A 25,618-nucleotide genomic window follows, 5' to 3' on the forward strand; every position below is an offset into this window, starting at 1 on the left:
ACCTACCGGGCGCGGGGGCCGCGGGCACCGGCGGTACCGGGGTTGGCTGTGGCCGACCATTCACGGGCCGTTCGACGGTGCGTACCGGAACGGCAGCCTCCGGGTCGGCCGGCACCCCCGCGGCGGGGGTGCCGGCCGATCCGGTCAGCGAGCCTCGACCCGGGCGCCCACGGTGGCCAGCACCTTGGCGGCGATCGCCGGGGCGGTGAGCCCGATCTCGGCCAGGATCTCGTCGCGCGAGGCGTGGTCCAGGAACTCCTGCGGGATGCCGAAGTCGCGCAGCGGCACGTCCACGTCGGCGTCGCGCAGTGCCTGGGCGATCGCCGAGCCGACACCGCCGGCGCGGCCGTTGTCCTCGATGGTGACCACCAGGCGGTGGCCGGCCGCGAGGCCCGGCAGCGCCGGGTCGACCGGCTTGACCCAGCGCGGGTCGACCACGGTCGCGCCGACGCCCTCGGCGGCCAGCAGCTCGGCGGCCTCCAGCGCGGTCGGGGCCATCGCGCCGACCGAGACGATCAGCACGTCGGCCGGCTCCTCGGCGGAGCCGCGCAGCACGTCCATCCCGCCGACCTTGCCGACGGCCGGGACGGCCGGGCCCACGGTGCCCTTGGAGTAGCGGACCACGGTGGGCGCGTCCGCGACCTCGACCGCCTCGCGCAGCTGGGCGCGCAGCTGGTCGGCGTCGCGCGGGGCGGCCAGCCGCAGGCCCGGGACGGTCTGCAGGATCGACATGTCCCACATGCCGTTGTGCGAGGCGCCGTCGGTGCCGGTGACGCCGGCCCGGTCCAGGACGAAGGTGACGCCCAGCTTGTGCAGGGCGACGTCCATCAGGACCTGGTCGTAGGCCCGGTTCAGGAAGGTCGCGTAGACCGCGACCACCGGGTGCAGGCCGTTGGTCGCCAGGCCCGCGGCGGAGACCGCGGCGTGCTGCTCGGCGATGCCGACGTCGAAGATCCGGGACGGGTACGCCTTGGCGAACGGGGCCAGGCCCACCGGGTGCAGCATCGCCGCGGTGATCGCCACGACGTCCTTGCGCTCCCGGCCGAGGGCGACCATCTCCTCGCCGAAGACCGAGGTCCAGTCCTTGCCGGCCGACTTGATCGGCAGGCCGGTCTCCGGGTGGATCACCGGGACGGCGTGGAAGCGGTCCTCGTCGTTGTTCTCGGCGGCGTGGTAGCCGCGGCCCTTCTCGGTGATGCAGTGCACGATCACCGGGCCGCCGAAGCCGCGCGCCTTGGTGAGCGCCGACTCCAGCGCCTGCAGGTCGTGGCCGTCGATCGGGCCGATGTACTTCAGGCCCAGGTCCTCGAACATGCCCTGCGGGGCGATGAAGTCCTTCAGGCCCTTCTTGGCGCCGTGCAGGGTGTCGAACATCGGCTTGCCGACCACCGGGGTGCGCTGCAGCGCCTCCTTGCCCCAGGTCAGGAAGCGCTCGTAGCCCTGGGTGGTGCGCAGCGTGGAGAGGTGGTTGGCGAGGCCGCCGATGGTCGGGGAGTACGACCGCTCGTTGTCGTTGACGACGATGACCAGCGGACGGTCCTGGGCCTCGGCGATGTTGTTCAGCGCCTCCCAGGCCATGCCGCCGGTGAGCGCGCCGTCGCCGATGACCGCGACGACCGGGCGGTTGCCGTGGCCCTGCAGCTGGTTCGCCTTGGCCAGGCCGTCGGCGTAGCCGAGGACGGTGGAGGCGTGCGAGTTCTCGATCACGTCGTGCTCGGACTCGGTCCGCGACGGGTAGCCGGACAGGCCGCCCTTCATCCGCAGCCGGGAGAAGTCCTGGCGGCCGGTGAGCAGCTTGTGGACGTAGCTCTGGTGGCCGGTGTCGAAGAGGATCCGGTCGCGCGGGGAGTCGAAGACCCGGTGCAGCGCGATGGTCAGCTCGACCACGCCGAGGTTCGGGCCGAGGTGCCCGCCGGTCTTGGAGACCTCGCCGACCAGGAAGGTCCGGATCTCCTCTGCCAGCGCCACCAGCTGCGTCGGGGTGAGCCGGTCGAGATCGCGCGGTCCCCGAATGCGGGTCAGCAGGGCCACCCGTTCCTCCTCGTTCACAGTTCCAGGGCCGGTGCGGCCCCGGATGAGTCTAATGTCCGCAACAAGCCGAAGAGCGCGAGGCCCGACCCCCCGGCGGTCGAACCGCCGGTGGATCGGGCCTCGCGCCCGCGTTGTCGCTGATCAGCCGCGTCCGCTGGACTTCTGCGTCTTGCGCGACACGGAGTCGAGGACGACGGCGGCGAGCAGCACCGAGCCGGTGATCATGTACTGGATGGCCTGGTCGACGTGGACCAGGTCGAGGCCGGTGATGATCGACTGGATGACCAGGATGCCGAGCAGCGCCGACCAGGTCTTGCCGCGGCCGCCGAAGAGGCTGGTGCCGCCGATGACGGCCGCCGCGATGGAGTTCATCAGGACGTTGCCGCTGCCGAGCAGCTTGTCGGCGGAGCCCTGCTGGGAGGCGATGAACAGGCCGCCGAGGGCCGCCATGCCGGCGGAGATCATGAAGACCGAGATCCGCACCCAGGCCACGTTGATGCCGGCCCGGCGGGCGGCCTCGACGCCACCGCCGACGGCGAAGATCTGGCGGCCGTAGGCGGTGCGGCGCAGCACGAAGTCGGTGAGGATCACGATCGAGAGGAAGATCACCAGCGGCAGCGGCAGGCCGCTGTCCTGGTTGAGCATGTAGGCGGAGACCAGGCCGATCACCGCGAGCACGCCGGTGCGCAGGGCGATCTCGCTCATCGGGCGGGCGGACAGGCCGGCCGCGCCGCGGCGGCGGGCGTCGAGCAGCTGGCCGGCGCCGAAGAGGGCGATGCCGAGGACGGCGAAGGCCCAGGTGAAGAAGACGTCGCCGTCGCCGAGGAAGTAGGTGTCCAGGTTGGCGAGCACACCGTCGTTGATGACGTTGACGGTGCCCTTGTCGCCGAGGACGAACATCTGCAGACCGGACCAGGCCAGCAGGCCGGCCAGGGTGACGACGAAGGCGGGGACGCCGATCTTGGCGAAGAAGAAGCCGTGCAGCGCGCCGATGGCGACCGAGGCGCCGATGGCGATCAGGATCGCCAGCCACTCGTTGAGGCCGGAGCGGACCGAGAGGACCGCGGCAATGGCGGCGGAGACACCGGCCACCGAGCCGAGCGAGAGGTCGATCTCACCGAGCAGCAGCACGAAGACGATGCCGACGGCGATGAGGCCCGGGCCGGCGATCCACTTGGTGATGTTGGTGATGTTGTCGGCGTTCAGGAAGTCGCCGGTGATGCCCTGGAAGATGGCCGCGATCAGGATCAGGCCGATGACGACCGGGACGGAGCCCAGGTCGCCGCTCTTCATCTTCTGCTTGAACTCGGACAGGTAGCCGGCGAAGCCCGCCTGGCGGACCAGCAGGCGCGGGTCGACGGCCGGCGCGGCCGGGGTGGTGCTGGTGGTCTGGTCGGTGGTCACTTCGCATCCTCCGCGAGACGTGCCTGGCGGCGGGTGACCGCGTTCTCGGTGGCGCCGGTGATGGCGGAGATGATCTCCTCGTGCGAGGTGGTGGCCACCTCGAAGGCGCCGTTGTTGCGGCCCAGGCGCAGCACCGCGACGGTGTCCGCGACGGCCTTGACGTCGGCCATGTTGTGGCTGATCAGGATCACGCCGAGGCCGCGCTCGCGCAGCCGCTCGACCAGGTCGAGCACCTGAGCGGTCTGCTCGACGCCGAGGGCGGCGGTCGGCTCGTCCAGGATGACGATCTTCGGGTCGCCGACCAGGGCGCGGGCGATGGCCACGACCTGGCGCTGGCCGCCGGAGAGCGCGGCGATCGGGATGCGCACGCTCGGGATGCGGATGGACAGGGTGTCGAGGAGTTCGCGGGCGCGCTTCTCCATGCCGACCTCGTCCAGCGTGCCGAACTTCTTCAGCTCGCGGCCGAGGAAGAGGTTGCCGACCACGTCGAGGTTGTCGCAGAGCGCCAGGTCCTGGTAGACGGTGGCGACACCGAGGGCCTGGGCGTCGTGCGGGCGGTTGATGGAGACCGCCCTGCCCTCCCACTCGATGCTGCCTTCGTCGATCGGGTGGACGCCGGCGATGGTCTTCACCAGCGTCGACTTGCCGGCGCCGTTGTCGCCGACCAGGGCGACCACCTCGCCGGCGTGAACCTCCAAGTGCACATCGGTGAGCGCCTGAACGGCACCGAAGCGCTTGGAGACCCCGCGCAACGCCAGTACGGGTGCGCCTGTCACGTGAACCATCTCCTTAGTCCCGTGCCCGTCCTGACAGATGCCCGGGCACGGCCTGCCGCGCGCCGGCCCGGGCGCGCGGGGTAGTGCGAGAAGAGAAGAAAAGAAAGGGTGGGCGGCGCTCCCCGGTGGGGGTCGGGAAGCGCCGCCCGGACGGTGTTACTTCAGGCCCGCGGCGGCGCAGGCGGCGGCGTAGTCGCCGGTGCAGATGTCCGCGGCCTTGTAGAGGCCGTCGGCGATCACGGTGTCGTTGATGTTCGCCTTGGTGACGACCTTCGGCTCCAGCAGCTTGGCCGGGATCGCCTTGTCGGTGTCGCTGTCGATGGTGGAGGACGCGACGGACTTGATGTCCTTGCCCTGCAGCAGGTTGACGGCGAGCTCGGCGGCGGCGTCGGCCAGCGGCTTGTAGGCCTTGTAGATGGTGTAGGACTGGTCGCCGGTGACGATGCGCTGGATGGCGTCGAGACCCGCGTCCTGGCCGCCGACCGGGACGTTGACGCCCTGGGACTTCAGCTGGGTGATGATCGCGGCGGCCATGCCGTCGTTGGCGGAGTAGACGGCCTGGAAGCCGTCCTTGCCGAGCTGGGTGATCGCGGCACCCATCTTCTGGCCGGCCACGGTGGGCTTCCACTCACCGGACTGCTCGTAGACGACCTTCTTGACCTTGCCGTCCAGGACCTTGTGCGCACCGGACTTGAACTTGCCGGCGTTCGGGTCCGCGTCGTCACCGTTGATCATGACGATGTTGGCGTCGGCGGCCTTGGCGCCCAGGGCGTCGACCAGGGCCTGGCCCTGGAGCTCGCCGACCTTCTCGTTGTCGAACGAGACGTAGGCGGAGACCGGGCCGGTCGCCAGGCGGTCGTACGCGATGACCTTGACGCCCTTGTCGGCCGCCTCCTTGACCCAGGCCTGGGTCGACTTGGCGTCGAACGCGTCGAGGATGATCACCTTGACGCCCTGGGCGATCAGGGTGTCGAACTGCTGCTTCTGCTTGGCAGCGGAGCCCTCGGCGTTGGAGTACTTGACGGTGCAGTCGCCGCAGAGCGCCTTGACCTTCGCCTCGATGAACGGCTTGTCGAAGGACTCGTAGCGGACCGAGGACGCGTTCTCCGGAAGGAGAAGGCCGATCGACTTGGTGTCGCCGGAACCCTTGGCGTCCTTCTTGTCGTCGCCGGCCTTGCCACAGGCGGCCATGGTGAGAGCCATCGAGACAGCAACGGTGCCGATGGCGGCGCGACGCATCAGAGCGTTCATGGTGGGGGGTGCCTCCCTGACAGAGCCGCAGCGTTGCGGCGAGGTGGGCAGGAGTCAACCCCGTCACCGAGCTTGCCGTCAATAAGTAAAGCCAAGCCCTGAAGGATTCAGACCCTTTCGTTATCTTCCTGAAGACCTACCCGAGATCAGCCCAGCTCAGGCACCCGCTGTGGCGGTCTGTCGGATCGCCCCGGACTCGCCCATCTCGCTCATCACCAGGGCCAGCGCGCCGAGCACCTCCGCACGGCCGCCGAGGGTGCCGGGAACGACCGAGAGCTGCCGTGCGGCGCTCGGGATCGCGTACCGCGAGACGGAGTCCCGGATCGGGGAAAGCACCAGCTCACCGGCCTCGGCGAGGTCTCCGCCGAGGATGATCCGGCGGGGGTTGAGCAGGTTGCACAGGGTGGCCGCGCCCATGCCGATCTGGCGGCCCGCGTCGGCGATCACCCGGCGGCAGCCCAGGTCCCCCTGCTGGGCGAGCTGCACGACCTTGGACAGGGTGAGCTCGCCCGGGTGGTTGGCGTTCAAGAGGTTGAGCAGGTAGCGGGAGCCGACGAAGGTCTCCAGGCAGCCGCGGTTGCCGCAACGGCAGACCGGTCCGGCCTCGTCCAGCGTGATGTGCCCGATCTCGCCGGCGGTGCCGCCGGGGCCCCGGTAGATCTGCCCGTTGATCACCAGACCGGAGCCGACGCCGCTGGCCACCTTGATGTACGCGAGGTCGCTCAGGCCCCGTCCGGCGCCCCAGACCAGCTCGCCGAGCGCGCCCAGGTTGGCGTCGTTGTCCACGTGCACCTGCATGCCCAGGCGCTGCGAGAGCTCCTGGCCGGGCATCACGCCGGTCCAGCCCGGCAGGATCGCGGTGGAGCCCAGCGCCCCGGTCTCCACGTCGATCGGGCCGGGCACGCCGAGGCCCACGCCGATCACCTTGTCCGGCCGGAAACCGGCCTGGCCGAGCAGCCGCTCGACCATCTGCTCGGCCCGGTCGAAGCCCTGCTGGGCGGAGACGTCGGTGTCGATCGGCTCGCTCTCCTCGGCCAGCACCCGGTGCGCCAGGTTGCCGACCGCGACTCTCAGGTGGGTGTGGCCGAAGTCCACGCCCACCACGATGCCCGCGTCCCCGCTGAGCGAGACCGAGCGCGCCCGGCGACCGCCCGAGGAGGTGTCGGCCACCACCACGGTGCCGCTCTCCTTGAGCTCGCGGACGATGTTGGAGACCGTGGCGGCCGACAGACCGGTCCCCCGTGCGATCTCCGCCTGGGTCAGCGAACCGGCCATCCGCACCGCTCGCAGGACCCGCTCGAGATTCGCCCGGTGCAGTGACGACTGCGAACCCGGTGTGTCCATCGCCATGTGTTCAACCCTCCTGGGCGCCGCGCCGTTGCGGCTGGTCCACGTTCAGCTTCAACTTGTGAACTCTATGGTCCGTCACCGACGTAAGGGCGCGTCAAGCGGGAACGCCGATTCCTGGGAAACCTGTGGTCCACCCGGTATTGGGCGGGTGTATGCCAGGCCCTGCATGGGAGGATGCCCCGTATTCACACCGACGAAGGAGTCCTGCGAGTGCCTGGCACCAACTTGACCCGTGCGGAGGCCCGTACCCGGGCCGAGCTCCTGAACGTGGAGGCGTACGACGTCGAGCTCGACCTGAGCTCGGCCCGCGAGGGCGGCACGTTCCGGTCCACCACCGTGGTCCGGTTCTCCGCCACCACCCCGGGCGCCTCGAGCTTCATCGACCTGATCGCCCCGGCGGTCACCGAGATCGTGCTGAACGGTGAGGCGCTGCCGCTGAGCGGCTTCGCCGACAGCCGGATCGCCCTGCCCGGCCTGCGCGCCGAGAACGAGCTGCGGGTGGTCGCCGACTGCGCCTACACCAACACCGGCGAGGGCCTGCACCGCTTCGTCGACCCGGTCGACGGCGAGACCTACCTCTACACCCAGTTCGAGGTGCCGGACGCCCGCCGGGTGTTCGCGGTCTTCGAGCAGCCCGACCTGAAGGCGGCCTTCCGCTTCACCGTCACCGCGCCGACCGGCTGGGTGGTGGTCTCCAACTCCCCCACCCCGGAGCCGGCGGGCGAGGGCGACACCCAGGTGTGGTCCTTCGAACCCACCCCGCGGATGTCCTCGTACATCACCGCGCTGGTGGCCGGCCCGTACGTGGGCGTCTTCGACGAGTACGCGGCCGGCGAGCAGCGGGTGCCGCTGGGCGTCTACTGCCGCCCCTCGCTCAAGGAGTACCTGGACGCCGACGACATCTTCGCGGTGACCAAGCAGGGCTTCGACTACTTCCAGGAGAAGTTCGACTTCGACTACCCGTTCGCCAAGTACGACCAGCTCTTCGTGCCGGAGTTCAACGCCGGCGCGATGGAGAACGCGGGCTGCGTCACCTTCCGTGACCAGTACGTCTTCCGCTCCAAGGTCACCGATGCGGCGTACGAGGCGCGGGCCGCGACGATCCTGCACGAGCTGGCCCACATGTGGTTCGGCGACCTGGTCACCATGGAGTGGTGGAACGACCTCTGGCTGAACGAGTCGTTCGCCACCTTCGCCGAGGTGGTCTGCCAGGCCGAGGCCCCGGGGTCGAAGTGGCCGCACTCCTGGACCACCTTCGCCAACCAGATGAAGACCTGGGCGTACCGGCAGGACCAGCTGCCGTCCACCCACCCGATCATGGCCGAGATCAACGACCTGGAGGACGTCCAGGTCAACTTCGACGGCATCACCTACGCCAAGGGCGCCTCGGTGCTCAAGCAGCTGGTGGCCTACGTCGGCCAGGACGCCTTCTTCGCCGGCGTGCGGGCGTACTTCAAGCGCCACGCCTGGGGCAACACCCGCCTCGCCGACCTGCTGGGCGCCCTGGAGGAGGCCAGCGGCCGCGACCTGAAGACCTGGTCGAAGGCGTGGCTGGAGACCGCCGGGATCAACCTGCTCCGCCCGGAGCTGCGGATCAACACCGACGGCGACATCGAGTCCTTCGCGGTCCTGCAGGAGGCCCCGGCGCTGCCCGCCGGCGCCCGCGGCGAGGCCGTGCTGCGCCCGCACCGGATCGCCATCGGCCTGTACGAGCTGGTCGACGGCGCGCTGGTGCGCACCGACCGGATCGAGCTGGACGTGGAAGGCCCGCGCACCGAGGTGCCCGAGCTGGTCGGCCGGCACCGCCCGGCGGTGCTGCTGCTCAACGACGACGACCTGTCGTACGCCAAGATCCGCCTCGACGAGGACTCGCTGGCCGTGGTCACCGCGCACCTCGGCGACTTCGAGCACTCGCTGCCGCGCGCGCTGTGCTGGGCGGCCACCTGGGACATGACCCGGGACGGCGAGCTGGCCACCCGCGACTACCTGTCGCTGGCGCTCTCCGGGCTGCAGCGGGAGACCGACATCGGCGTGGTCCAGTCGGTGCACCGCCAGGTCAAGCTGGCCCTGGAGCTCTACACCGACCCGGCGTGGCGCGAGCAGGGCCTGCAGCGCTGGGCCGCCGCCTGCGAGGAGAGCCTGCGGGCCGCCGAGCCGGGCAGTGACCACCAGCTCGCCTGGGCCCGCGCGCTGGCCGCCGTCGCCCGCACCGACGGGCAGCTCGCGCTGCTGGCGGGCCTGCTGGACGGCTCCGTCGAGGTGGCCGGCCTGGCGGTCGACACCGAGCTGCGCTGGTCGCTGCTGGCCCGCCTGGCCGCCACCGGGCGCGCCGACGAGGCGGCGATCGAGGCCGAGCTGGCCCGGGACAACACCTCCAGCGGCGCGGAGCGCGCGGCCAACTGCCGGGCCGCCCGGCCGACCGCCGAGGCGAAGGCCGCGGCCTGGGCCTCGGTGGTGGAGTCCGACGAGCTCACCAACTACGTGCAGGAGGCCGTGATCTCCGGCTTCCTGCAGGCCGACCAGCGCGAGCTGCTGGCCGAGTACACCGCGAAGTACTTCGCGGCGGTGAAGGGCGTCTGGGAGTCCCGCAGCCACGAGATCTCGCAGCAGATCATCGGCGGCCTGTACCCGGCGTACCAGGTCTCGCAGGCCACCCTGGACGCCACCGACGCCTGGCTGGCCGAGGCCGACCCGGCGCCGGCGCTGCGCCGCCAGGTGGTCGAGGCCCGGGCGGGCATCGAGCGGGCGCTGAAGGCCCAGGTGGCGGACCGCACGCTCGGCCAGTAGCACCGGCACCACCCCGTCAGCCGCTCGGAGCGGGCTCTGTTCTGCTCCGAGCGGCTGACGCGTTCCCGGCGCTCCTCAAGGCCGGTCGCGGGTCGACCGAAGGATTAAGTGCTTTTCATACGATCCTTCGTCCCGAGGAGTCCCCGCATGCGCCTGCTCGCCCGCTGCGCATCCGTCGCCCTGCTGCTCGTCCCGCTGGCCGCCGTCCCCGCGGCCGCCGCGGACCCCGCGCCCGCGCCGCTGCAGCGCTCCGCCCGCCCGGTCTCGGGCCAGTACATCGTCACCCTCGCGCCGGGCACCGACCCCGGACAGCTGGCCTCCCGCCTCGGCGTCCGCCCGCTGTACAGCTACCACGACGCACTGCACGGCTTCGCCGCCTCGCTCACCCCCGCCCAGCTCGCCGCCGCCCGCCGGCTGCCCGGCGTGACCGCCGTCGAGGAGAACGGCCAGGTCACCCTGGACGAACCGGTCACCGCGCCCACCCCGCTGCGGGCGCCGGCCGCCTCCTGGGGCCTGGACCGGATCGACCAGCGCCAGCTCCCGCTGGACGGCGCGTACAACGCCACCGCCACCGGCAGGGGCGTCACCGCCTACCTGGTGGACACCGGCATCGACTTCGCCAACCCCGAGTTCGGCGGCCGGGCCCAGCGCGGCTTCGACGCCATCGGCGACGGGCAGGACGGCCAGGACTGCATGGGCCACGGCACCCACGTGGCCGGCACCGTCGGCGGCGCCACCTACGGCGTGGCGCGCGAGGCCGCCCTGGTCTCCGTCCGGGTCTTCGGCTGCGAGGCCACCGGCACCTGGGCGGCGATCATCGCCGGCTTCGACTGGGTGGCCACCCACGCCGTCCGGCCCGCGGTGCTCAACGCCTCGCTCGGCGGCCCCTACTCCGCCGCGATGAACCGGGCCGCCGACAACGTCGCCGCGCACGGCGTGCTGCCGGTGGTCGCGGCCGGCAACGACGGCGCCAACGCCTGCACCACCTCCCCGGCGGGGGCGAGCCGGGCGTTCGCCGTCGGGGCCAGCGACCGGAACGACAAGCAGACCTCCTGGTCCAACCGCGGCCGCTGCATCGGCCTGTACGCGCCCGGCGCGGACATCCTCTCGGCCCGCCTCGGCGGCGGCAGCCTGTCGCTCAGCGGCACCTCGATGGCCTCCCCGCACGCCGCCGGCGCGGCCGCCCTCCACCTGGAGGGCCGACCGACCGACGACGCCGCCGCGGTGGCCCGCCGGCTGACCGACCAGTCCACCCGGAACGTCCTCTCCGGGATCGGCTCCGGCACCCCCAACCGGCTGCTGTACACCGGCGGCCAGTGAGAAAGCGATGAGAAATCCGCCGCCGCTCTACGCCTCTGACCTGCGAAAACGTACGGTCGGGCGGTGAGCGGCGGCGGATTCGCGCGATCCCCTCAGCCGGCGGACATCCGCGGCTGACACGGTGACCTCCTTCCCGCCGTCCGGAAGGAGGACCACCCGATGACGGCTCGTCGCGCACCGTCCCCCGAGACCGTGCCCCGCGCGGTGCTCGCCCTGATCGCCGCCGGCGCCCTGGCCGCGCTGCTCCCCTGGTGGCTGCAGACCACCGCGGTGGCCGGCCCGGCCGGCTGGCTCACCGGCGCCGGCCGGATCACCGGCCTGCTGGCCGGCTACGCCGCACCGGTGCTGCTGCTCCTGATGGCCCGGATCCCGCCGCTGGAGCGCTCCGTGGGCGCCGACCGGCTGGCCCGCTGGCACGCCTTCGGCGGGCGCTACCTGGTCGGCCTGGTGACCGTCCACGTGCTCACCATCGTCTGGGGCTACGTGCTGACCGGGGGGAAGGGCGTCGTCGGGGAGGCGGTCGAGATCGTCCTCGACTGGCCCGACATGATCAAGGCCACGCTGGGGACGCTGCTGCTCCTGGCCACCGGCGCGCTCTCGGCGCGGGCCGCCCGCCGCCGGCTCGGCTACGAGACCTGGTACTACCTGCACCTGGGCGGCTACCTCGCGGTCGCGCTCGGCTTCGCCCACCAGCTCTCCACCGGCGCCGACCTCGGCACCGGCCCCGCCCGGGCCGGCTGGTACACGCTGTACTTCGGCACCGCGGCGGCCGTCGGCTGGTACCGGCTGCTGCTGCCCTGGCTGCGCGACCGCCGGCACCGGCTGCGCGTCGCCGAAGTGCGCGAGGAGGCCCCCGGGGTGGTCTCGCTCTTCCTCACCGGGCAGCGGCTGGAGTCGCTGCGCGCCGAACCCGGCCAGTTCTTCCGGCTGCAGTTCCAGGCGCCCGGCCTGCGCTGGGCCGCCAACCCGTACTCGCTGTCCGCTCCCCCGCACCCGCGCTTCCTGCGCTTCACCGTGAAGGACCTCGGCGCGCACAGTGCCGCCGTCGCCGCCCTCGCCCCGGGCACCCCGGTCCGCGCGGAGGGCCCGTACGGCGCGTTCACCGCGCGGCGGCAGCGCGGACGCAAGGTGCTGCTGCTGGGCGCGGGCGTCGGGATCACCCCGCTGCGGGCCCTCCTGGAGTCGCTGGACGGCGAACTGACGCTGGTGCAGCGCGCCCACCGGCCGTCCGACGTGCTGTTCCGCGAGGAGCTGACGGTGGTCGCCCGGCAGCGCGGGGCCCGGGTGCACGAGCTGCTCGGCCCGCGCGCGGACGTCGGCGACCTGGGCGCGGCGCTCGCCCGGCTGGTCCCCGACCTGCCCGGGCACGAGGTCTACCTCTGCGGGCCGGACGCCTTCGCCGCCGAGGCGGAGCGGGCCCTGCGGGCCGCCGGGGTCCGGCGCTCGCGCATCCACCACGAGTCGTTCGCGTTCTGAGGAGTCACCGGCATGCGCCGAGCCGTCGTCACCACCACCGCCACCGCGGCGGGCGTCGTCCTGCTGCTCTCGCTCAAGCCGCACGACGGCGGGAACGCGCCCGTCCAGGCGATCGGCACCGAGCCGGAGAGCGGCGGGGCGGCCGCCCCCGCCTCCACCGGACGCTCCGTCACCGGGGACGCCGTCAACACCCGGTACGGGCCGGTCCAGGTGAAGGTCACCCTGGACGGCACGAAGATCACCAGGATCGACGTGGTCGAGTACCCCTCGCACGACCGCAAGGACCAGGAGATCAACAGCTACGCGATCCCGCTGCTCAACCAGGAGGCGATCGCCGCGCAGAGCGCCGACATCGACGTGGTCTCCGGCGCCACGTACACCAGCGACGGCTACACCGGGTCGCTGCAGAGCGCCCTCGACAAGGCGGGCGTCAAGTGATCCGGCACGTCGAGCGGGTGATGGGGACGGTGTTCTCGTTCACCGTCCGCGACCCGGGGCCGGGCACGGCCGCCGCGCTGCGGCGGATCGTCGCACGGCTGCACCGGATCGACGCCGTCCTCTCGCCCTACCGGCCCGACAGCGAGATCAGCCGGCTCGGCCGCGGGGAGCTGACGGAGCACCAGTGCGGGCCCGAGGTCGCGGAGGTGCTGGCCCGCTGCCGGGAGGTCGCCGAGGAGACCGACGGGTACTTCACCGCCCACCCGGACGGGCGGCTGGACCCCAGCGGCTGGGTGAAGGGCTGGGCCGTGGAGGATGCGTCCCGGGCACTGCGGGCCGCCGGCTCGGCGCAGCACAGCGTCTGCGGCGGCGGCGACGTGCAGACGGCCGGCGGGCCGTGGCGGATCGGCATCGCCCACCCGCTCCGGGCCGGGGCGCTGGCCGCCGTGGTCACCGGGTACGACCTGGCCGTCGCGACCTCGGGGACGGCGGAGCGCGGCGCCCACGTCCACGACCCGGTGGGCGGCGGGCCGGCGACCGGCCTCGCCTCGCTCACCCTGGTCGGGGGCACCCTCGCCCGCACCGACGCCTGGACCACCGCCGCCTTCGCGATGGGCCCCTCCCGGGCCGTCGCCTGGGCCGCCCGGCGCCCCGGGATCGAGGCCCTCGCCGTCCACCCCGACGGCCGCCAGGAGTGGACGCCCGGGTTCGCCCGGCACCTGGCCCCGGCGACGGCGGCCGACTGGCAGCTGAGAAGCACGACAAGGGCCCGGGGCAGCGCCCCGAGCCCTTGACGAGAGCTGTTGCTACTTCTTCTTGAGCGTCGGCAGCATGACCAGGCCGGCGATCACGAAGAAGGAGACGATCGGCAGGACCACGAACAGGCCCAGGGTCTGGGCGACGCTCAGGCTGGCACCCGGGTCGTCGCCGTCGTCCCGGACCAGCGCCATGGCGGGCGACGACATCAGCATCATCAGCGTGGCCGCTGCGGAGACCGCACCAGCGCGCAAAGCGTTCCTCTTGTCCACGTTTCCCAAGGTACCGGCCGCTTATCGTGCCTCGCTCGCCGGGGTGCGCCTTCCGGCGTGTTGGGCGAGCACCTCCACCAGACGGCGGGTACCGGGGGCCGCGGCGAGCTGGTCCAGGGTGACCGGCGTGCCGCCGCGGTCGGCGACCGGCAGGCGCCAGTTCGGGTACTGGTCCCAGGTGCCGGGGAGGTTCTGCGGGCGGGGGTCGCCGACGGTGTCGGGCAGCCAGACCCCGACCAGCTCCGCCGGGGTGGCCCGCAGGAAGGCGTACAGCGCCTCGGGGGTGAGCTGCTCGCCGGCGGCCAGCAGGCCGAGCCGGGTCAGCTCGGTGCGCCACTCGGCGAGTTCGGTGGCGGCGTCCGCCTGCTCCTCGCCGAGCGCGCGGGCGAGCAGGCCGAGCCGGTGGCGGAGCTCGACGTGCTCGCCGGAGAGCCGGGCGGCGGTGGACGGCAGGTCGTGGGTGGTCAGGGTGGCCAGGCAGCCGGAGCGCCAGCGCTCGGGCGGCAGGATCTCGCCGCCGTCCTGCCAGTCGCGCTCGAACCAGAGCACCGAGGTGCCGAGCACACCCCGCTCGGTGAGCTGCTCGCGGACCCCCTTCTCGACCGTGCCGAGGTCCTCGCCGATCACGTACGCGGACGCCCGGTGGGCCTCCAGCGCGAGCACGCCGAGCATCGCCTCCGCGTCGTAGCGGACGTACGCGCCGTGGGTGGGCGGGTTGCCGTCCGGCACCCACCAGAGCCGGAAGAGGCCCATCACGTGGTCGATCCGCAGCGCGCCGGCGTGCCGGGCGGCCGAGCGCAGCAGCTCGGCGTACGGGGCGTAGCCGGCGGCGGCCAGCGCGTCGGGGCGCCACGGCGGCAGGCCCCAGTCCTGGCCGTGCGCGTTGAAGGCGTCCGGCGGGGCGCCGACGCTGATGCCGCGGGCCAGGACGTCCTGCAGGGCCCAGGCGTCGGCACCGGCGGGGTGGACGCCGACCGCGAGGTCGTGGATCAGGCCGACCGGCATGCCGGCGTCCTCGGCGGCGTGCTGGGCCCCGCCGAGCTGCTCGTCGACCAGCCAGGCCAGCCAGCGGTGGAACTCCACGCGGTCCGCCGACTCGGCCCGGGCGGCGGCGACATGGGGGTCCGCGGGGTGCCGCAGGCCCTTCGGCCAGGCGTGCCAGTCGGCGCCGTGCCGCTCGGCGAGCGCGCACCAGGTGGCGTACTGCTCCAGCCAGTCGCCCTCGCGCTCGACGAAGGCACGGTAGGCGGCCTCCCGGCCGACCCCGCGCGGCACCCGGTGCAGCTCCTCCAGGGCCTCGCGCTTGAGCGCCCAGACCGCGTCCCGGTCGATCAGGCCGTCGTGCTTGAGCACCTCGTCCCGCAACTGGGCGCCGCGGCGGGTCAGTTCGCTGACGTCGGCGTAGGCGTGCTCGGGGACGGCCTCGACCCGCAGGTGCACCGGGTCGGCGAAGCGGCGGGAGGACGGGCGGTACGGGGACGGGTCCGAGGGGGCGCCGGGCATGCCCGAGTGCAGCGGGTTGATCTGCAGGAAGCCGGCGCCGAGCTCGTTGCCGGCCCAACTGGCGAGCTCGGCGAGGTCGCCGAGGTCGCCCATGCCCCACGAGCGCTCGGAGAGCACCGAGTACAGCTGGGCGAGGAAGCCCCAGCTGCGGCCCTCGGGTTCGGGCAGCCGCTGCGGGGCGACGATCAGGGCGGCCCGCGAGGTGCGGCCGCCCACCGCGGCGGTCAGGGTGTGCCGGCCGAGCGGCAGGTCGGCGGGCAGCCAGTGCGAGTGGCTCCTGGGCAGCGTCCACTCGCCGCCCTGCTCCAGCTCCACGGTGACCTGGGCGTCGGCCGGGACGTCGAGGGCGGTGCGCCGGCCGGCCCGGACGACCACGGTGGGCGGCAGCAGGCGGGCCGCGGTCTCGGCCCGGTGGCGCTCGAGTCCGGCGCGGACCGCCTCGGGGGTGCTCGCGTCCACGCCGAGCGCGGCGAGCACGGCGACCAGCACCGCGGGTGCGACGGGGACCGGCCCGCTGCCGGGGTCGTAGCTGCTGTCCACGCCGTGGGCGTGGGCCAGCGCCACCAACTCCGGTGGAGCGGGCGGATTGTCCTCCGCCGGCACCTGCTCGCTGCCGGCCTGGTCGGGATCGAGGTATGCGGCCACTGCGCACTCCGTCCAAAGACACCGTGAGACACCTATGTGCGAACAGGCACAGTCCTACCCGCCACCGACCCGCCCGACCCCGACCGACACGGCCGCGTTCGACCGGGATCGGATACCGACATACCGGGCATAGCTGTCACCGGCGTTGACAGTGGACGGGCCACCTGATGGGCTGGGTCGGCCGTGGAGCGAAGTGGGTCGGCATGGGCCGGCAGGGGCGCCGCTGAGCTCGGCTTTTGGGTGCGAGGAGGCTCCGTGCAGGCTCGGGTGTCGGTGGCTGCCGGTCGGCGGCTCAGGCAGCAGATCGAGCACAGCGCAGCCCTGCGCGACGTGCTCGGCCACCCCGCGGCGCTCGCGGCGCGGCGCACCGCCGCGCGGACCGCCCGGCAGCTCGCGCCACGCGCGGCGGACCGTTTCATCGCCGACATCAAGGGCACCACCCCGCTGCTGGCCTCGGTACGCGCCGAGCGCCGCGCCGGGCGGCGGTCCACCACCCTGCAGCTGGCGGCGACGCTCTCGGCGGCCGCCGTGGTCGGCGGCCTGCTGGCCAGCACCCCCGGCTACGCGGCACCCGTCCAGGGCGGCCGCGCGGTGAGCACCGCCCCGGCCGCGGCGGTGCCGCTCGGCACGCTGGCCGACCCGCAGGTCTTCCCCCGCCCGCAGCACCTGCAACGGGCCGGCCGGCCGGTGACCGTGCCGCACACCGTGCAGCTGGTGCTGGCCGACGGCGCGGACGGCCCGGCCGTCGAGGTGGTCCGGGAGCTGCTGGCGGACGCCGGCGCGGCCGAGGTGACCGCGGTGCCGGAGGCTCCGGCACCGACCCCCGGCGCCCTGGTGGTGTACGTGGGCGGCCCGCGCGAGGGCGCCGGCGGCCCCACCGACCGGGCGCTGCGCGAACTGGCCACCGCGGCTGGCGGCAAGGACTACGCGGCGCCCTCGCTGGACGGCATGCCGCCCGGCGGGTACGTGCTGAGCGCCGGGCAGCTCCCGCTCGCGGGCGGCGGCTCGTACGGCGCGGTGGTGCTGGCGGGCACCGACGACGCGGGCACCTTCTACGCGGCGCAGAGCCTGCGGCAGCTGCTCGCCCCCGTCCCGGCCGGCCAGGGCCAGCTCGCCGAGGCGGGCAAGGGCTTCCCCGGCGTGGCGGTGCGGGACTGGCCGAGCGGCGCCCCGGTGCGCGGCACCGCGGAGACCTTCTACGGCACCCCGTGGACCGTCGAGCAGCGGCTGGAGCTGATCGACTTCCTCGGCCGGACCAAGCAGAACCAGTTCCTGTACGCCCCCGGCGGCGACCCGTACCGGGTGCAGAAGTGGCGCGACGCCTACCCGGCCGCGCAGTTGGACGAGCTGCGCCGGCTGACCGCGCGGGCCCGGGACAACCACGTCACCGCGGCGTACTCGATCGAGCCGGGGCAGTCGTTCTGCTTCACCTCCGGCAAGGACGTGGACGCGCTGGTGGCGAAGCTGGAGTCGATGCGGCAGGCCGGGTTCCGGGCGTTCCAGCTGCAGTTCCTGGACGTCAGCTACGACGAGTGGCACTGCGGCGCCGACCGCAAGGCGTACGGCACCGGGCCGGCGGCGGCCGCGAAGGCGCAGGCCGCGCTGGTGGCGAAGGTGCAGGAGCGGCTGACGGCCGGGCACCCGGAGCTGGCGCCGCTGTCGGTGGTGCCCACCGAGTACCAGAAGCAGGGCGCCTCGCCCTACCGCTCGGCGCTGGCGGCCGCGCTGCCGCAGGGCGTCCAGGTGGTCTGGAGCGGCGGCGGGGTGATCCCCCAGCAGGTGACGAACGGTCAGATCGCCGACACCGCCGCCCTGTTCGGCCGCTCGCTGGTGACCTGGGACAACTACCCGGTGAACGACTCGACGCCGGACCGGCTGTACCTCGGCGGCTACGCCGGGCGGGAGCCGGACGTGGCCAAGCGCTCGGCGGTGCTGCTGACCTCGGCGATGAGCCAGCCGTCGGTGTCGCGGATCCCGCTGGCCACCGCCGCCGACTTCGGCTGGCAGCCCGAGGGCTACCAGCCGCAGGAATCCTGGCGGGCCGCGCTGCGCGCCCTCAGCGCCGACCCGGCCGAGCTGGCCGCGCTCACCGCGCTCGCCGGCAACAGCTCCTCCTCCCCGCTCAACCGCACCGAGTCGGCGTACCTGACGCCGCTGCTGGAGCGGTTCTGGGGCGCGCTGGAGCCCGCCTCCGGCGCCGCGCCCGACCCGGCCCGGCTCAAGGACGCCGCCGCGCCGCTGCGCGAGGCGTTCTCCGCGATGGCCGACGCGCCGCGGGCCCTGGCCGGCACGGCGGTCGCCGCCGAGACCGGCCCGTGGCTGGACCGGCTCTCCGGCTACGGCCTGGCCGGCCGCTCCGCCGTCGACATGCTGCTCGCCCAGCGCGGCGGCGACGGCGCCGGCGCCTGGCAGGCCCGGGTCGACGTCCGGCGCCAGCGCGAGCAGTTGGAGCAGGCACCGGTCACCGTCGGCGCCGGCGTGCTGGACCGCTTCCTGGAGCGGGCGCTGCAGGCCGCCGACAGTTGGTCCGGGATCACCGAGGGCGGGATCAACCCGACCACCACGATGCCCGCCGCGCACGGCCACGGCCCCGCGCTGATGACCGACGGCGCCGCCGGGACCTTCTACTGGACCTCCGCGGCGCCGCAGACCGGCGACGCGATAGGGCTCGACCTCGGCGCGGCCCGCCCGCTCGGCCAGGTCACCGTGCTGATGGGCTCCTGGGGCGACGGCCCCGACGCGGCCGCCGCCGCCGACGACTACCTCCGCGACGGGGTGCTGGAGTACACCACCGGCACCGGCGGCTGGCAGCAGCTCGCCCGGGTGCACGGGCAGAAGACCGTCAGCGTCGACGCCCCCGCGGGCACCGTCGCCCGGGCCGTCCGGCTGCGCGCCACCGGCGGCCAGAAGACCGCGGTGGCGATCCGCGAGTTCACCGTCGCCGCGCCGCAGGACACCCCCGCCACCGTCAGCGGCCCGCCCGCCGCGCCCGGCTCCTCCGCCGCCGCGGTGCTCGACGGCGACCCCGACACCGCGTACCGGGCCGCCACCGCGCCGGGCGCCGGGGACACCCCGCTCACCGTCGAACTCGGCAACGCCCGCCCGCTGGACCGGGTCACCGTGCTGACCGACCCGACCGTCCGGGCCACCGCCACCGCGCAGGTCCGCCGCGCGGACGGCCACTGGGACCCGATCGGCGAGGTCAGGCCCGGCTGGAACGAGCTGCGCGGCGGCGGCCAGCCCGCCGACGCGATCCGGCTGGTCTGGGCCGCCGGCGGGGAGCCGCCGGTGGTCAACCAGATCATCCCCTGGTACGCCGACGCGCCGGTCGCCCTGCTCACCCTCAGCGAGTCCACCGTCGACGTGGTCGCCGGCGCCACCACCCCGGCGCAGACCCGCGCCGTCGTCGACTCCGGCCGCCCCGACCTGCTCACCGGCACGCTGACCGCCCAGGTCCCGGCCGTCGCCGCCGGGCTCACGGTGGCGCCGACCGCCGCCGTCAGCGTGGAACGCGGCGGGCGGTTCGGCGCGCCCGTGCAGATCACCGCGGCCGCCACCACGCCCACCGGCACCTACCGGGTGCCGCTGACCCTGACGGTCGGCACGGTCGCCGTCCAGCAGGTGCTCCAGGTCCACGTGGTGCCGCCGACCGGCGGCGCCGACCAGGCCCGCGGCGCCACCGTCACCTCCTCCGGCGACGCCGGCCCGTCCACCCCCGCCTCGGCGCTGGTCGACGGCGACCCCAAGACCCGCTGGACCGCCCCCGCCAAGGACGACGCCTGGGTGCAGTTCGAACTGCCCGCGGCGGCCCGGCTGGGCTCGGCGGTGCTGCGCTGGCAGGAGGCGTACGCCTCGGCGTACCGGATCCAGACCTCGACCGACGGCCTCAGCTGGACGACCGTCGCCACCGTGGACGACGGCCGGGGCGGCGCCGAGACGGTCCGCTTCGACGCGCCGAACACCCGCTACCTGCGGATCCAGGGCGTGACCCGGGCGACCGCCTACGGCTACGCGCTGTCCGCCGTCGAGCTGTACGCCGTCACCCCGCACTGACCCGTCGGGCGCCGGCCCGTCACGACCGGCCGGCCCCGCCGGCCAGGTCGAGGAGGGCCGTCAGGGTGTCGATCGCACCGGCCGCGACGCCGGTGCGGTCCAGCAGCACGGCCTGCATCCCGGCCGCCCGGGCCGCGTCGACGTCCTCCACCGGGTGGTCGCCGACGTGCAGCACCGCGCCGACCGGGACGGCCAGCCGCTGCGCGGTCACCCGGTAGATCCCCGGGTCCGGCTTGTGGATGCCGCACTCGGCCCCCCGGGTGACCACGGCGAAGACGTCCTGCAGGCCGAACCAGGCCAGGTCGGCGGTGCCGTTGGTGGTCAGCGCGAGCGGCAGCCGCGCGCCCAGCGCGGCCAGTACCTCGCGGGTCTCCGGGAACAGCCGGGTCGCACCCGCCCGGACCTCGACGAACTCCTCGTACACCGCGTCGCCCAGCCCCGGCGCGCCGCCCGCCCGGCGGACGGTCTCGACGAAGGAGGCCCGGCGGGCCGCCGCGTACCCGGCGCCCGGCATGGCGAGCGTCATCTCCTCGCGCACCGCCTCCAGCCCCGCGAGCGTGTGGGCCACGCCCAGCACCTCGTCCAGCCGCCGTACGGCGTACTCCATCGCGGGCCGGAACCCGGAGTCGAAGTCCCACAGGGTGTCGTCGGCGTCGAAGGACACGGCGGCAATGGTCAGGGGCACGGGCGCTCCGTTCGGGGATGACGGCGGGCCGCCGGCGTCCCTGCGGCGGGGGCGCCGGCGGCCCATGAGGCGTACCGGATGGAGGTGTCTCGGGCAGGCCCGGGGGTCAGGCGGAGAGCGGTTCGGGTCGCTCGCCGCGGTGGGCGGGGTGCGGACGGGTGAGCGGGGCCGGGAGGGCTCCGCCGTGGTCGGTATGGTCCCGGTGCTCGAAGTCCCGGAACTGCTCCAGGCCGCCGTACGGCTCCAGGTAGGGCCGCCAGCGCGGGTCCTTGATCCCGGTGCCGATCACCCGCCAGGCCAGCCCCGCGGGGGCTGCGGGCGGGTGCTTCATCCGCCAGCCGAGGTCGGCGAGGTGGCGGTCGGCCTTGGTGTGGTTGCAGCGGCGGCAGGCGGCGACGACGTTGTCCCACCGGTGCTGGCCGCCCCTGCTGCGCGGGATGACGTGGTCGACGCTGGTGGCGGCGGCCCCGCAGTACACGCACCGCCCGTGGTCACGGGCGAACAGGGCGCGGCGGGTGAGCGGGACGGGCCCGCGGTAGGGAACCCGGACGAAGCGGGTCAGGCGGACGACGGACGGCGCCGAGACGGCGCTGGTGGCGCTGTGCAGAGTGATCTCGGAGTCCTCGAGGCTGATCGCCTTGTGGTTGAGGACCAGGATGAGAGCGCGGCGCATCGAGACCACTCCGAGTGGCTCGTAGGACGCGTTGAGGACCAGGACATGCGGCACGGTGGCCTCCTAGGACGCCTGCGACGCGTGGCTCGCGCCGGGACGAGCGGGTGGACCACGCCCTGGCGGCGTGATCTCCCCCAGTGTCGCCTTACGCCGTCGTAGGACGCCACCATTTCTTCGTGAACGGACCGCGCGGCCCGGCTGCCCGGGTGTGCGTTCCGTCATAGGCGTTATTCCCTACGGACGCACGGCTTGCACCCGGAGCCGCTGGTGGGAGCCCCTTCCGGCGGTGCCGGAGGGCCGCTGACGGCGTGTCCGCCGTCCGGCGCCGGGCCGTTAGGCTGGGGCGATGCTCGCCGACTCCACCGCAGACAGCACCCCACCCGCCTTCGAACTGCCCACCAGTGCCGCCGACGTGTCCAGCTCGACCAGGCAGGCGGCGAGCTGGCTGGACGACAACTGGCAGAGCTGGTTGGCCAGCGGTCTGCGGATCGTCTTCATCGTGGTGCTGGCCCTGGTGCTGCGCGCCGCGGTGCGCAAGCTGATCGACAAGCTGATCGCGCGGATGGCCCGGCCGGCCGAGGACGAGGCCGAGCTCGGCATGATCGGCGGGCTGCTGGCCAACAGCGGCGTGGTCAACACCGAGCGGCGCCAGCAGCGCTCCGAGGCGATCGGCTCGGTGCTGCGCAGCGTCTCCAGCTTCACCATCCTGGGCACGGCGGCGCTGATGGTGCTCTCGGCGCTCGGGGTGAACCTGGCTCCGCTGCTGGCCAGCGCCGGTGTGGCGGGTGTGGCGATCGGTTTCGGCGCGCGCAACCTGGTGACCGACTTCCTGTCCGGGGTCTTCATGATCATGGAGGACCAGTACGGCGTCGGCGACGAGATCGACACCGGGGTGGCCACCGGCACGGTGCTGGAGGTGGGCCTGCGGGTCACCAAGCTGCGCGGCACCGGCGGCGAGATCTGGTACATCCGCAACGGCGAGGTGAAGCGGATCGCCAACATGAGCCAGGGCTGGGGCACCGCGACGGTGGACGTCCAGGTCGGCTACAAGGAGGACCTGGCGCAGGTCGAGGCGCTGATCCTGGAGACCGCCGACCAGCTGTCCAAGGAGACCCCGTACGACGAGCTGGTGTGGGGCCGGGTGAAGGTGCTCGGCGTGGAGTCGGTGGCGGCCGACTCGGTGCTGCTGCGGGTCGAGGCGCGCTGCACGCCGGGCAAGGCGCCGCAGGTGTCGCGGGCGCTGCGGATGCGCCTGAAGGCGGCGTTCGACCAGGCCGGGGTGAAGCTCAAGGAGGAGGCCGCCGCGGCGGCGGCCGCTCCGGTCGCGCCCGTCGCGGAGGTGCTGCCGCCCTCGGTGCTGGCGGACCCGACTTCGGCCCGTTCGCTGGCCGCCAAGCCGATACCGGCGCAGGCCTCCGAATAACCGCACCATAACGATGGCCCCGCTCGAACCGAGCGGGGCCTTTCGCGTTCTTGACACCACCACTCCCGGGATTGGAAACTTTCCTAACAGTTGGCCGAACCGGACCGGTGAGAGGAGTATCTGGGCCGTGACCGAGAACCGCCGCACCACCCGTCCCCCGCTCGCCGGCACCCCCAGCCTGCTGCGCGCCATCAACGACCGCGCCGCGCTGGAGCTGCTGCTCGCCAACGGGCCGCTCTCCCGCACCCGGATCGGCAGCCTGACCGGCCTGTCCAAGCCCACCGCCTCGCAGCTGCTGGCGCGGCTGGAGGCGGCCGGCCTGGTCGTCCCGGTCGGCACCACGGCCGGCGGCCCCGGGCCGAACGCGCAGCTCTACCAGGTCAACCCGGCGGCCGGGTACGTCGCCGGCCTGGACGTCACCTCCACCCACGTCCGGGTGGCGGTCGCCGACATCACCGGCGCCACCCTGGCCGAGCACCGGGTCGCCACCGCCGGCTGGCCGGTCACCGGCACCGCCGCCGGGATCGCCGAGGCCGTCGCGCACACCGTCCGGCTGGCCGGGCTGCCCGCGGACGCCCTGCACGAGACGGTGATCGGCATCGGCGGCGCGCTCGACCCGACCACCGGCGAGCTCCGGTACGCCTCCCACCTGCCGGGCTGGCAGTCCCCCGACCTGGTCGCCGACCTGGAGGCCGCGCTCGGCGTCCCGGTGTCGATCGAGAACGACGTCAACCTCGCCGCGGTGGCCGAGCAGGCCCTGGGCGCGGCCGCCGACTGCGAGGACTTCGTCCTGCTCTGGGCCGAGGAGGGCATCGGCGCGGCGATCGTGATCGGCGGCCGGCTGCACCGCGGCTTCACCGGCGGCGCCGGCGAGGTCGGCTACATGCCGGTGCCGGGCGCACCGGTCGTCGACGACCTGCGCAAGGACGGCTCCGGCGGCTTCCAGGACCTGGCCGGCGAGCCCGCCGTGCTGGCGCTCGCCGCCGAGCACGGGCTGGCCGCCGCCAGTGCCGAGCAGGCCGTCGCCCGGGCTGCCGCGAGCCCGGCCGGCGAGGGCTTCCTGCGCGCGCTGGCCGAACGGCTGGCGGTCGGCCTGGCGGTGATCGTCGCCGTGGTCGACCCCGAACTGCTCGTCCTCTCCGGCTCCACCCCGACCGCCGGCGGCGAGCGCCTGCGCGCCATGGTCGCCGAGGAGCTGGCCCGGATCTCGCTGCCCCGGCCGGAGGTGCGCAGCTCCGCCGTACCCGGTTCACCCGTCCTGCACGGTGCGCTGCAGCGCGCCCTCGCCACCGCCCGGGACGCGCTCTTCTCCACCCACTGACCCGACCGATGCACCACCGGCACCACCGCACCACGCTCCCATCCCCCGCACACGGGCCGACGGGCCATGCCGCCTGCCCCCGTACTCCCAGGAGAGCCCCCAGATGGCCAGAAACAGCCTTCGCCGCGCGTCCGCCGCCCTCGTCTCCACCACCTGTCTGGCCGTCCTCGCGACCGCCTGCACCGGCACGAACTCCGGCTCCGCCGACGACGGTTCGGCGGCCGGCCAGGACGTCAGCATCACCTTCTGGCACGGCTGGAGCCAGGACAACGAGGTCAAGGCGATCAACGACAACATCGCCGCGTTCGAGAAGAAGCACCCGAACATCCACGTCAAGGTGGTCGGCAACATCGCCGACGACAAGAGCGAGCAGGCGCTGCGCGCCGGCGGCTCGGACGCCCCCGACGTGGTGTCCTCCTTCACCACCGACAACGTCGGCAAGTTCTGCTCCTCCAACGTGTGGACCGACCTGGCGCCGATGCTGAAGAAGGACGGCATCGACCCGGCCGCCACCTTCCCCGCCGCGATGCTCAAGTACAGCCAGTTCAAGGGCAACCAGTGCGCGCTGCCGCTGCTCGGCGACGCGTACGGGCTCTACTACAACAAGACGGCCTTCGCGGCGGCCGGCATCACCGCGCCGCCGAAGACCTTCAGCGAGTTCGAGGCGGCCGCGGTCAAGCTGACCCTCACCGACGGCGACTCGTTCAAGCAGCTCGGCTTCATGCCGAACTACCACGGCTACGAGACCTCCGTCGCGCACTACCTGGGCCAGTTCGGCTCCACGTACTTCGGGGCCGACGGCAAGTCGAACGTGGCCACCGACCCGACCGTCACCGCCGCGCTGACCTGGCAGAAGGCGCTGGTGGAGAAGCTCGGCGGATTCGAGAAGCTGGAGAAGTTCCGCACCGGCTTCGGCGACGAGTTCAGCGCCAAGAACCCGTTCACCGCCGGGCAGGTGGCGATGGCCCTGGACGGCGAGTGGCGCACCGCCTCGCTCGCCGAGGACAAGCCCGACTTCGAGTGGGCCACCGCGCCCTTCCCGGTGCCGGACGACCAGGCCGCCAGCTACGGCCGCGGCTACCAGACCGGCACCATCATCGGCATCGCCAAGGGCAGCAAGAAGCAGACCGCCGCCTGGGAGCTGGTGAAGTTCCTGACCACCGACACCGACGCGGTGGTCTCCTTCGCCAACGCGATCCACAACGTGCCGTCCACCCTGGCCGCGCTTAACTCGCCGAAGCTGGACGCCGACGCCGCCTTCCGCACCTTCGTCGACATCGCCAAGAACCCGAACTCCTCGACCACCCCGGCCTCGGTCAACGGCGGCGCCTACCAGGTCTCGCTGCAGAACCTCAGCTACGAGGTCGAGGCCGGCCGGCAGAACGACCTGAAGGCGGGCCTGGCGGCCACCGCCAAGGAGATCGACGCCGCGATCGACCAGGCGAAGTGACGGC

General features: G+C 73.5%; 18 protein-coding genes. 9 read left to right on the top strand and 9 right to left on the bottom strand.

The annotated features are described in order from the left end of the window. Positions 1 to 144: 144 nt before the first annotated feature. From dxs to ACGFX4_RS23290, 5 genes are all read right to left on the bottom strand, one after another. Positions 145 to 2,031 carry a 1-deoxy-D-xylulose-5-phosphate synthase gene (gene dxs, locus ACGFX4_RS23270; protein WP_393077568.1) on the bottom strand — a complete coding sequence of 629 codons (1,887 nt, stop codon included), beginning with the start codon at positions 2,029 to 2,031 and terminating at the stop codon, positions 145 to 147. Between the two features lie 141 nt (positions 2,032 to 2,172). Then, positions 2,173 to 3,435, bottom strand: a complete 1,263-nt coding sequence (locus ACGFX4_RS23275) for a sugar ABC transporter permease (protein ID WP_393077570.1) — start codon at positions 3,433 to 3,435, stop codon at positions 2,173 to 2,175. Beyond that, entirely contained in the window at positions 3,432 to 4,220 is a 789-nt protein-coding gene (locus ACGFX4_RS23280; RefSeq protein ID WP_345699366.1) for an ATP-binding cassette domain-containing protein, read from the bottom strand. The genes ACGFX4_RS23275 and ACGFX4_RS23280 overlap by 4 nt, the downstream gene beginning before the upstream one ends. A 147-nt stretch (positions 4,221 to 4,367) precedes the next feature. Beyond that, the gene (locus ACGFX4_RS23285; protein ID WP_393077573.1) at positions 4,368 to 5,462 is read right to left on the bottom strand and encodes a sugar ABC transporter substrate-binding protein; all 1,095 of its coding nucleotides are present in this window, start codon (positions 5,460 to 5,462) and stop codon (positions 4,368 to 4,370) included. A gap of 156 nt (positions 5,463 to 5,618) precedes the next feature. Beyond that, the gene (locus tag ACGFX4_RS23290) at positions 5,619 to 6,806 is read right to left on the bottom strand and encodes an ROK family protein (RefSeq protein ID WP_393077739.1); all 1,188 of its coding nucleotides are present in this window, start codon (positions 6,804 to 6,806) and stop codon (positions 5,619 to 5,621) included. A gap of 216 nt (positions 6,807 to 7,022) precedes the next feature. On the opposite strand from ACGFX4_RS23290, the gene pepN reads away from it, so the two are divergent. The 5 genes from pepN to ACGFX4_RS23315 all read left to right on the top strand — a co-directional run bounded on the left by pepN (position 7,023) and on the right by ACGFX4_RS23315 (position 13,627). Next, a complete protein-coding gene (gene pepN, locus ACGFX4_RS23295) occupies positions 7,023 to 9,599 on the top strand; it encodes an aminopeptidase N (RefSeq protein ID WP_393077576.1) in 2,577 nt (858 codons plus the stop codon). 147 nt (positions 9,600 to 9,746) lie between these two features. After that, the gene (locus tag ACGFX4_RS23300) at positions 9,747 to 10,919 is read left to right on the top strand and encodes a S8 family peptidase (protein ID WP_393077579.1); all 1,173 of its coding nucleotides are present in this window, start codon (positions 9,747 to 9,749) and stop codon (positions 10,917 to 10,919) included. A gap of 159 nt (positions 10,920 to 11,078) precedes the next feature. Next, positions 11,079 to 12,395: a ferric reductase-like transmembrane domain-containing protein gene (locus tag ACGFX4_RS23305; protein ID WP_393077581.1), complete on the top strand. Its 1,317-nt coding sequence runs from the start codon at positions 11,079 to 11,081 to the stop codon at positions 12,393 to 12,395. Between the two features lie 12 nt (positions 12,396 to 12,407). Continuing rightward, complete coding sequence (locus ACGFX4_RS23310; protein ID WP_393077584.1) at positions 12,408 to 12,833, top strand: FMN-binding protein; 426 nt, start codon at positions 12,408 to 12,410, stop codon at positions 12,831 to 12,833. A gap of 20 nt (positions 12,834 to 12,853) precedes the next feature. Next, positions 12,854 to 13,627, top strand: a complete 774-nt coding sequence (locus ACGFX4_RS23315; RefSeq protein ID WP_393077742.1) for an FAD:protein FMN transferase — start codon at positions 12,854 to 12,856, stop codon at positions 13,625 to 13,627. Positions 13,628 to 13,639: 12 nt separating this feature from the next. On the opposite strand, the gene ACGFX4_RS23320 is transcribed toward ACGFX4_RS23315, so the two are convergent. Further along, a complete protein-coding gene (locus ACGFX4_RS23320; RefSeq protein ID WP_393077586.1) occupies positions 13,640 to 13,861 on the bottom strand; it encodes a hypothetical protein in 222 nt (73 codons plus the stop codon). A 21-nt stretch (positions 13,862 to 13,882) separates the two neighbouring features. Beyond that, positions 13,883 to 16,009 (bottom strand): 4-alpha-glucanotransferase, encoded by a 2,127-nt coding sequence (malQ, locus tag ACGFX4_RS23325; RefSeq protein ID WP_393077589.1) that lies wholly within the window; start codon positions 16,007 to 16,009, stop codon positions 13,883 to 13,885. Between the two features lie 255 nt (positions 16,010 to 16,264). On the opposite strand from malQ, the gene ACGFX4_RS23330 reads away from it, so the two are divergent. Beyond that, positions 16,265 to 20,062: a beta-N-acetylglucosaminidase domain-containing protein gene (locus ACGFX4_RS23330; protein WP_393077592.1), complete on the top strand. Its 3,798-nt coding sequence runs from the start codon at positions 16,265 to 16,267 to the stop codon at positions 20,060 to 20,062. 19 nt (positions 20,063 to 20,081) lie between these two features. On the opposite strand, the gene ACGFX4_RS23335 is transcribed toward ACGFX4_RS23330, so the two are convergent. Both ACGFX4_RS23335 and ACGFX4_RS23340 read right to left on the bottom strand, forming a co-directional pair. After that, positions 20,082 to 20,747 carry an HAD family hydrolase gene (locus ACGFX4_RS23335; protein WP_393077595.1) on the bottom strand — a complete coding sequence of 222 codons (666 nt, stop codon included), beginning with the start codon at positions 20,745 to 20,747 and terminating at the stop codon, positions 20,082 to 20,084. 106 nt (positions 20,748 to 20,853) lie between these two features. Further along, the gene (locus ACGFX4_RS23340; RefSeq protein WP_393077598.1) at positions 20,854 to 21,474 is read right to left on the bottom strand and encodes an HNH endonuclease; all 621 of its coding nucleotides are present in this window, start codon (positions 21,472 to 21,474) and stop codon (positions 20,854 to 20,856) included. Positions 21,475 to 21,766: 292 nt separating this feature from the next. Between ACGFX4_RS23340 and ACGFX4_RS23345 the strand changes: the two genes are divergently transcribed. The 3 genes from ACGFX4_RS23345 to ACGFX4_RS23355 all read left to right on the top strand — a co-directional run bounded on the left by ACGFX4_RS23345 (position 21,767) and on the right by ACGFX4_RS23355 (position 25,614). Beyond that, entirely contained in the window at positions 21,767 to 22,843 is a 1,077-nt protein-coding gene (locus ACGFX4_RS23345) for a mechanosensitive ion channel family protein (protein ID WP_393077601.1), read from the top strand. Between the two features lie 127 nt (positions 22,844 to 22,970). Then, positions 22,971 to 24,164, top strand: a complete 1,194-nt coding sequence (locus tag ACGFX4_RS23350) for an ROK family transcriptional regulator (RefSeq protein WP_393077604.1) — start codon at positions 22,971 to 22,973, stop codon at positions 24,162 to 24,164. 103 nt (positions 24,165 to 24,267) lie between these two features. After that, positions 24,268 to 25,614, top strand: coding sequence for an ABC transporter substrate-binding protein (locus ACGFX4_RS23355; RefSeq protein WP_393077606.1), 1,347 nt, complete (start codon positions 24,268 to 24,270; stop codon positions 25,612 to 25,614). Positions 25,615 to 25,618: the final 4 nt, after the last annotated feature.

It is taken from the genome of Kitasatospora sp. NPDC048365, from assembly GCF_043200835.1.
GTDB lineage: Bacteria > Actinomycetota > Actinomycetes > Streptomycetales > Streptomycetaceae > Kitasatospora > Kitasatospora terrestris.

Bases quoted from the DNA above. Each gene is read 5' to 3' on its own strand.
- ACGFX4_RS23305 (WP_393077581.1), top strand. From the start codon at position 11,079: ATGACGGCTCGTCGCGCACCGTCCCCCGAGACCGTGCCCCGCGCGGTG.
- ACGFX4_RS23280 (WP_345699366.1), bottom strand. From the start codon at position 4,220: ATGGTTCACGTGACAGGCGCACCCGTACTGGCGTTGCGCGGGGTCTCC.
- ACGFX4_RS23310 (WP_393077584.1), top strand. From the start codon at position 12,408: ATGCGCCGAGCCGTCGTCACCACCACCGCCACCGCGGCGGGCGTCGTC.
- ACGFX4_RS23285 (WP_393077573.1), bottom strand. From the start codon at position 5,462: ATGAACGCTCTGATGCGTCGCGCCGCCATCGGCACCGTTGCTGTCTCG.
- ACGFX4_RS23345 (WP_393077601.1), top strand. From the start codon at position 21,767: ATGCTCGCCGACTCCACCGCAGACAGCACCCCACCCGCCTTCGAACTG.
- ACGFX4_RS23355 (WP_393077606.1), top strand. From the start codon at position 24,268: ATGGCCAGAAACAGCCTTCGCCGCGCGTCCGCCGCCCTCGTCTCCACC.
- ACGFX4_RS23290 (WP_393077739.1), bottom strand. From the start codon at position 6,806: ATGGACACACCGGGTTCGCAGTCGTCACTGCACCGGGCGAATCTCGAG.
- ACGFX4_RS23300 (WP_393077579.1), top strand. From the start codon at position 9,747: ATGCGCCTGCTCGCCCGCTGCGCATCCGTCGCCCTGCTGCTCGTCCCG.
- ACGFX4_RS23315 (WP_393077742.1), top strand. From the start codon at position 12,854: ATGGGGACGGTGTTCTCGTTCACCGTCCGCGACCCGGGGCCGGGCACG.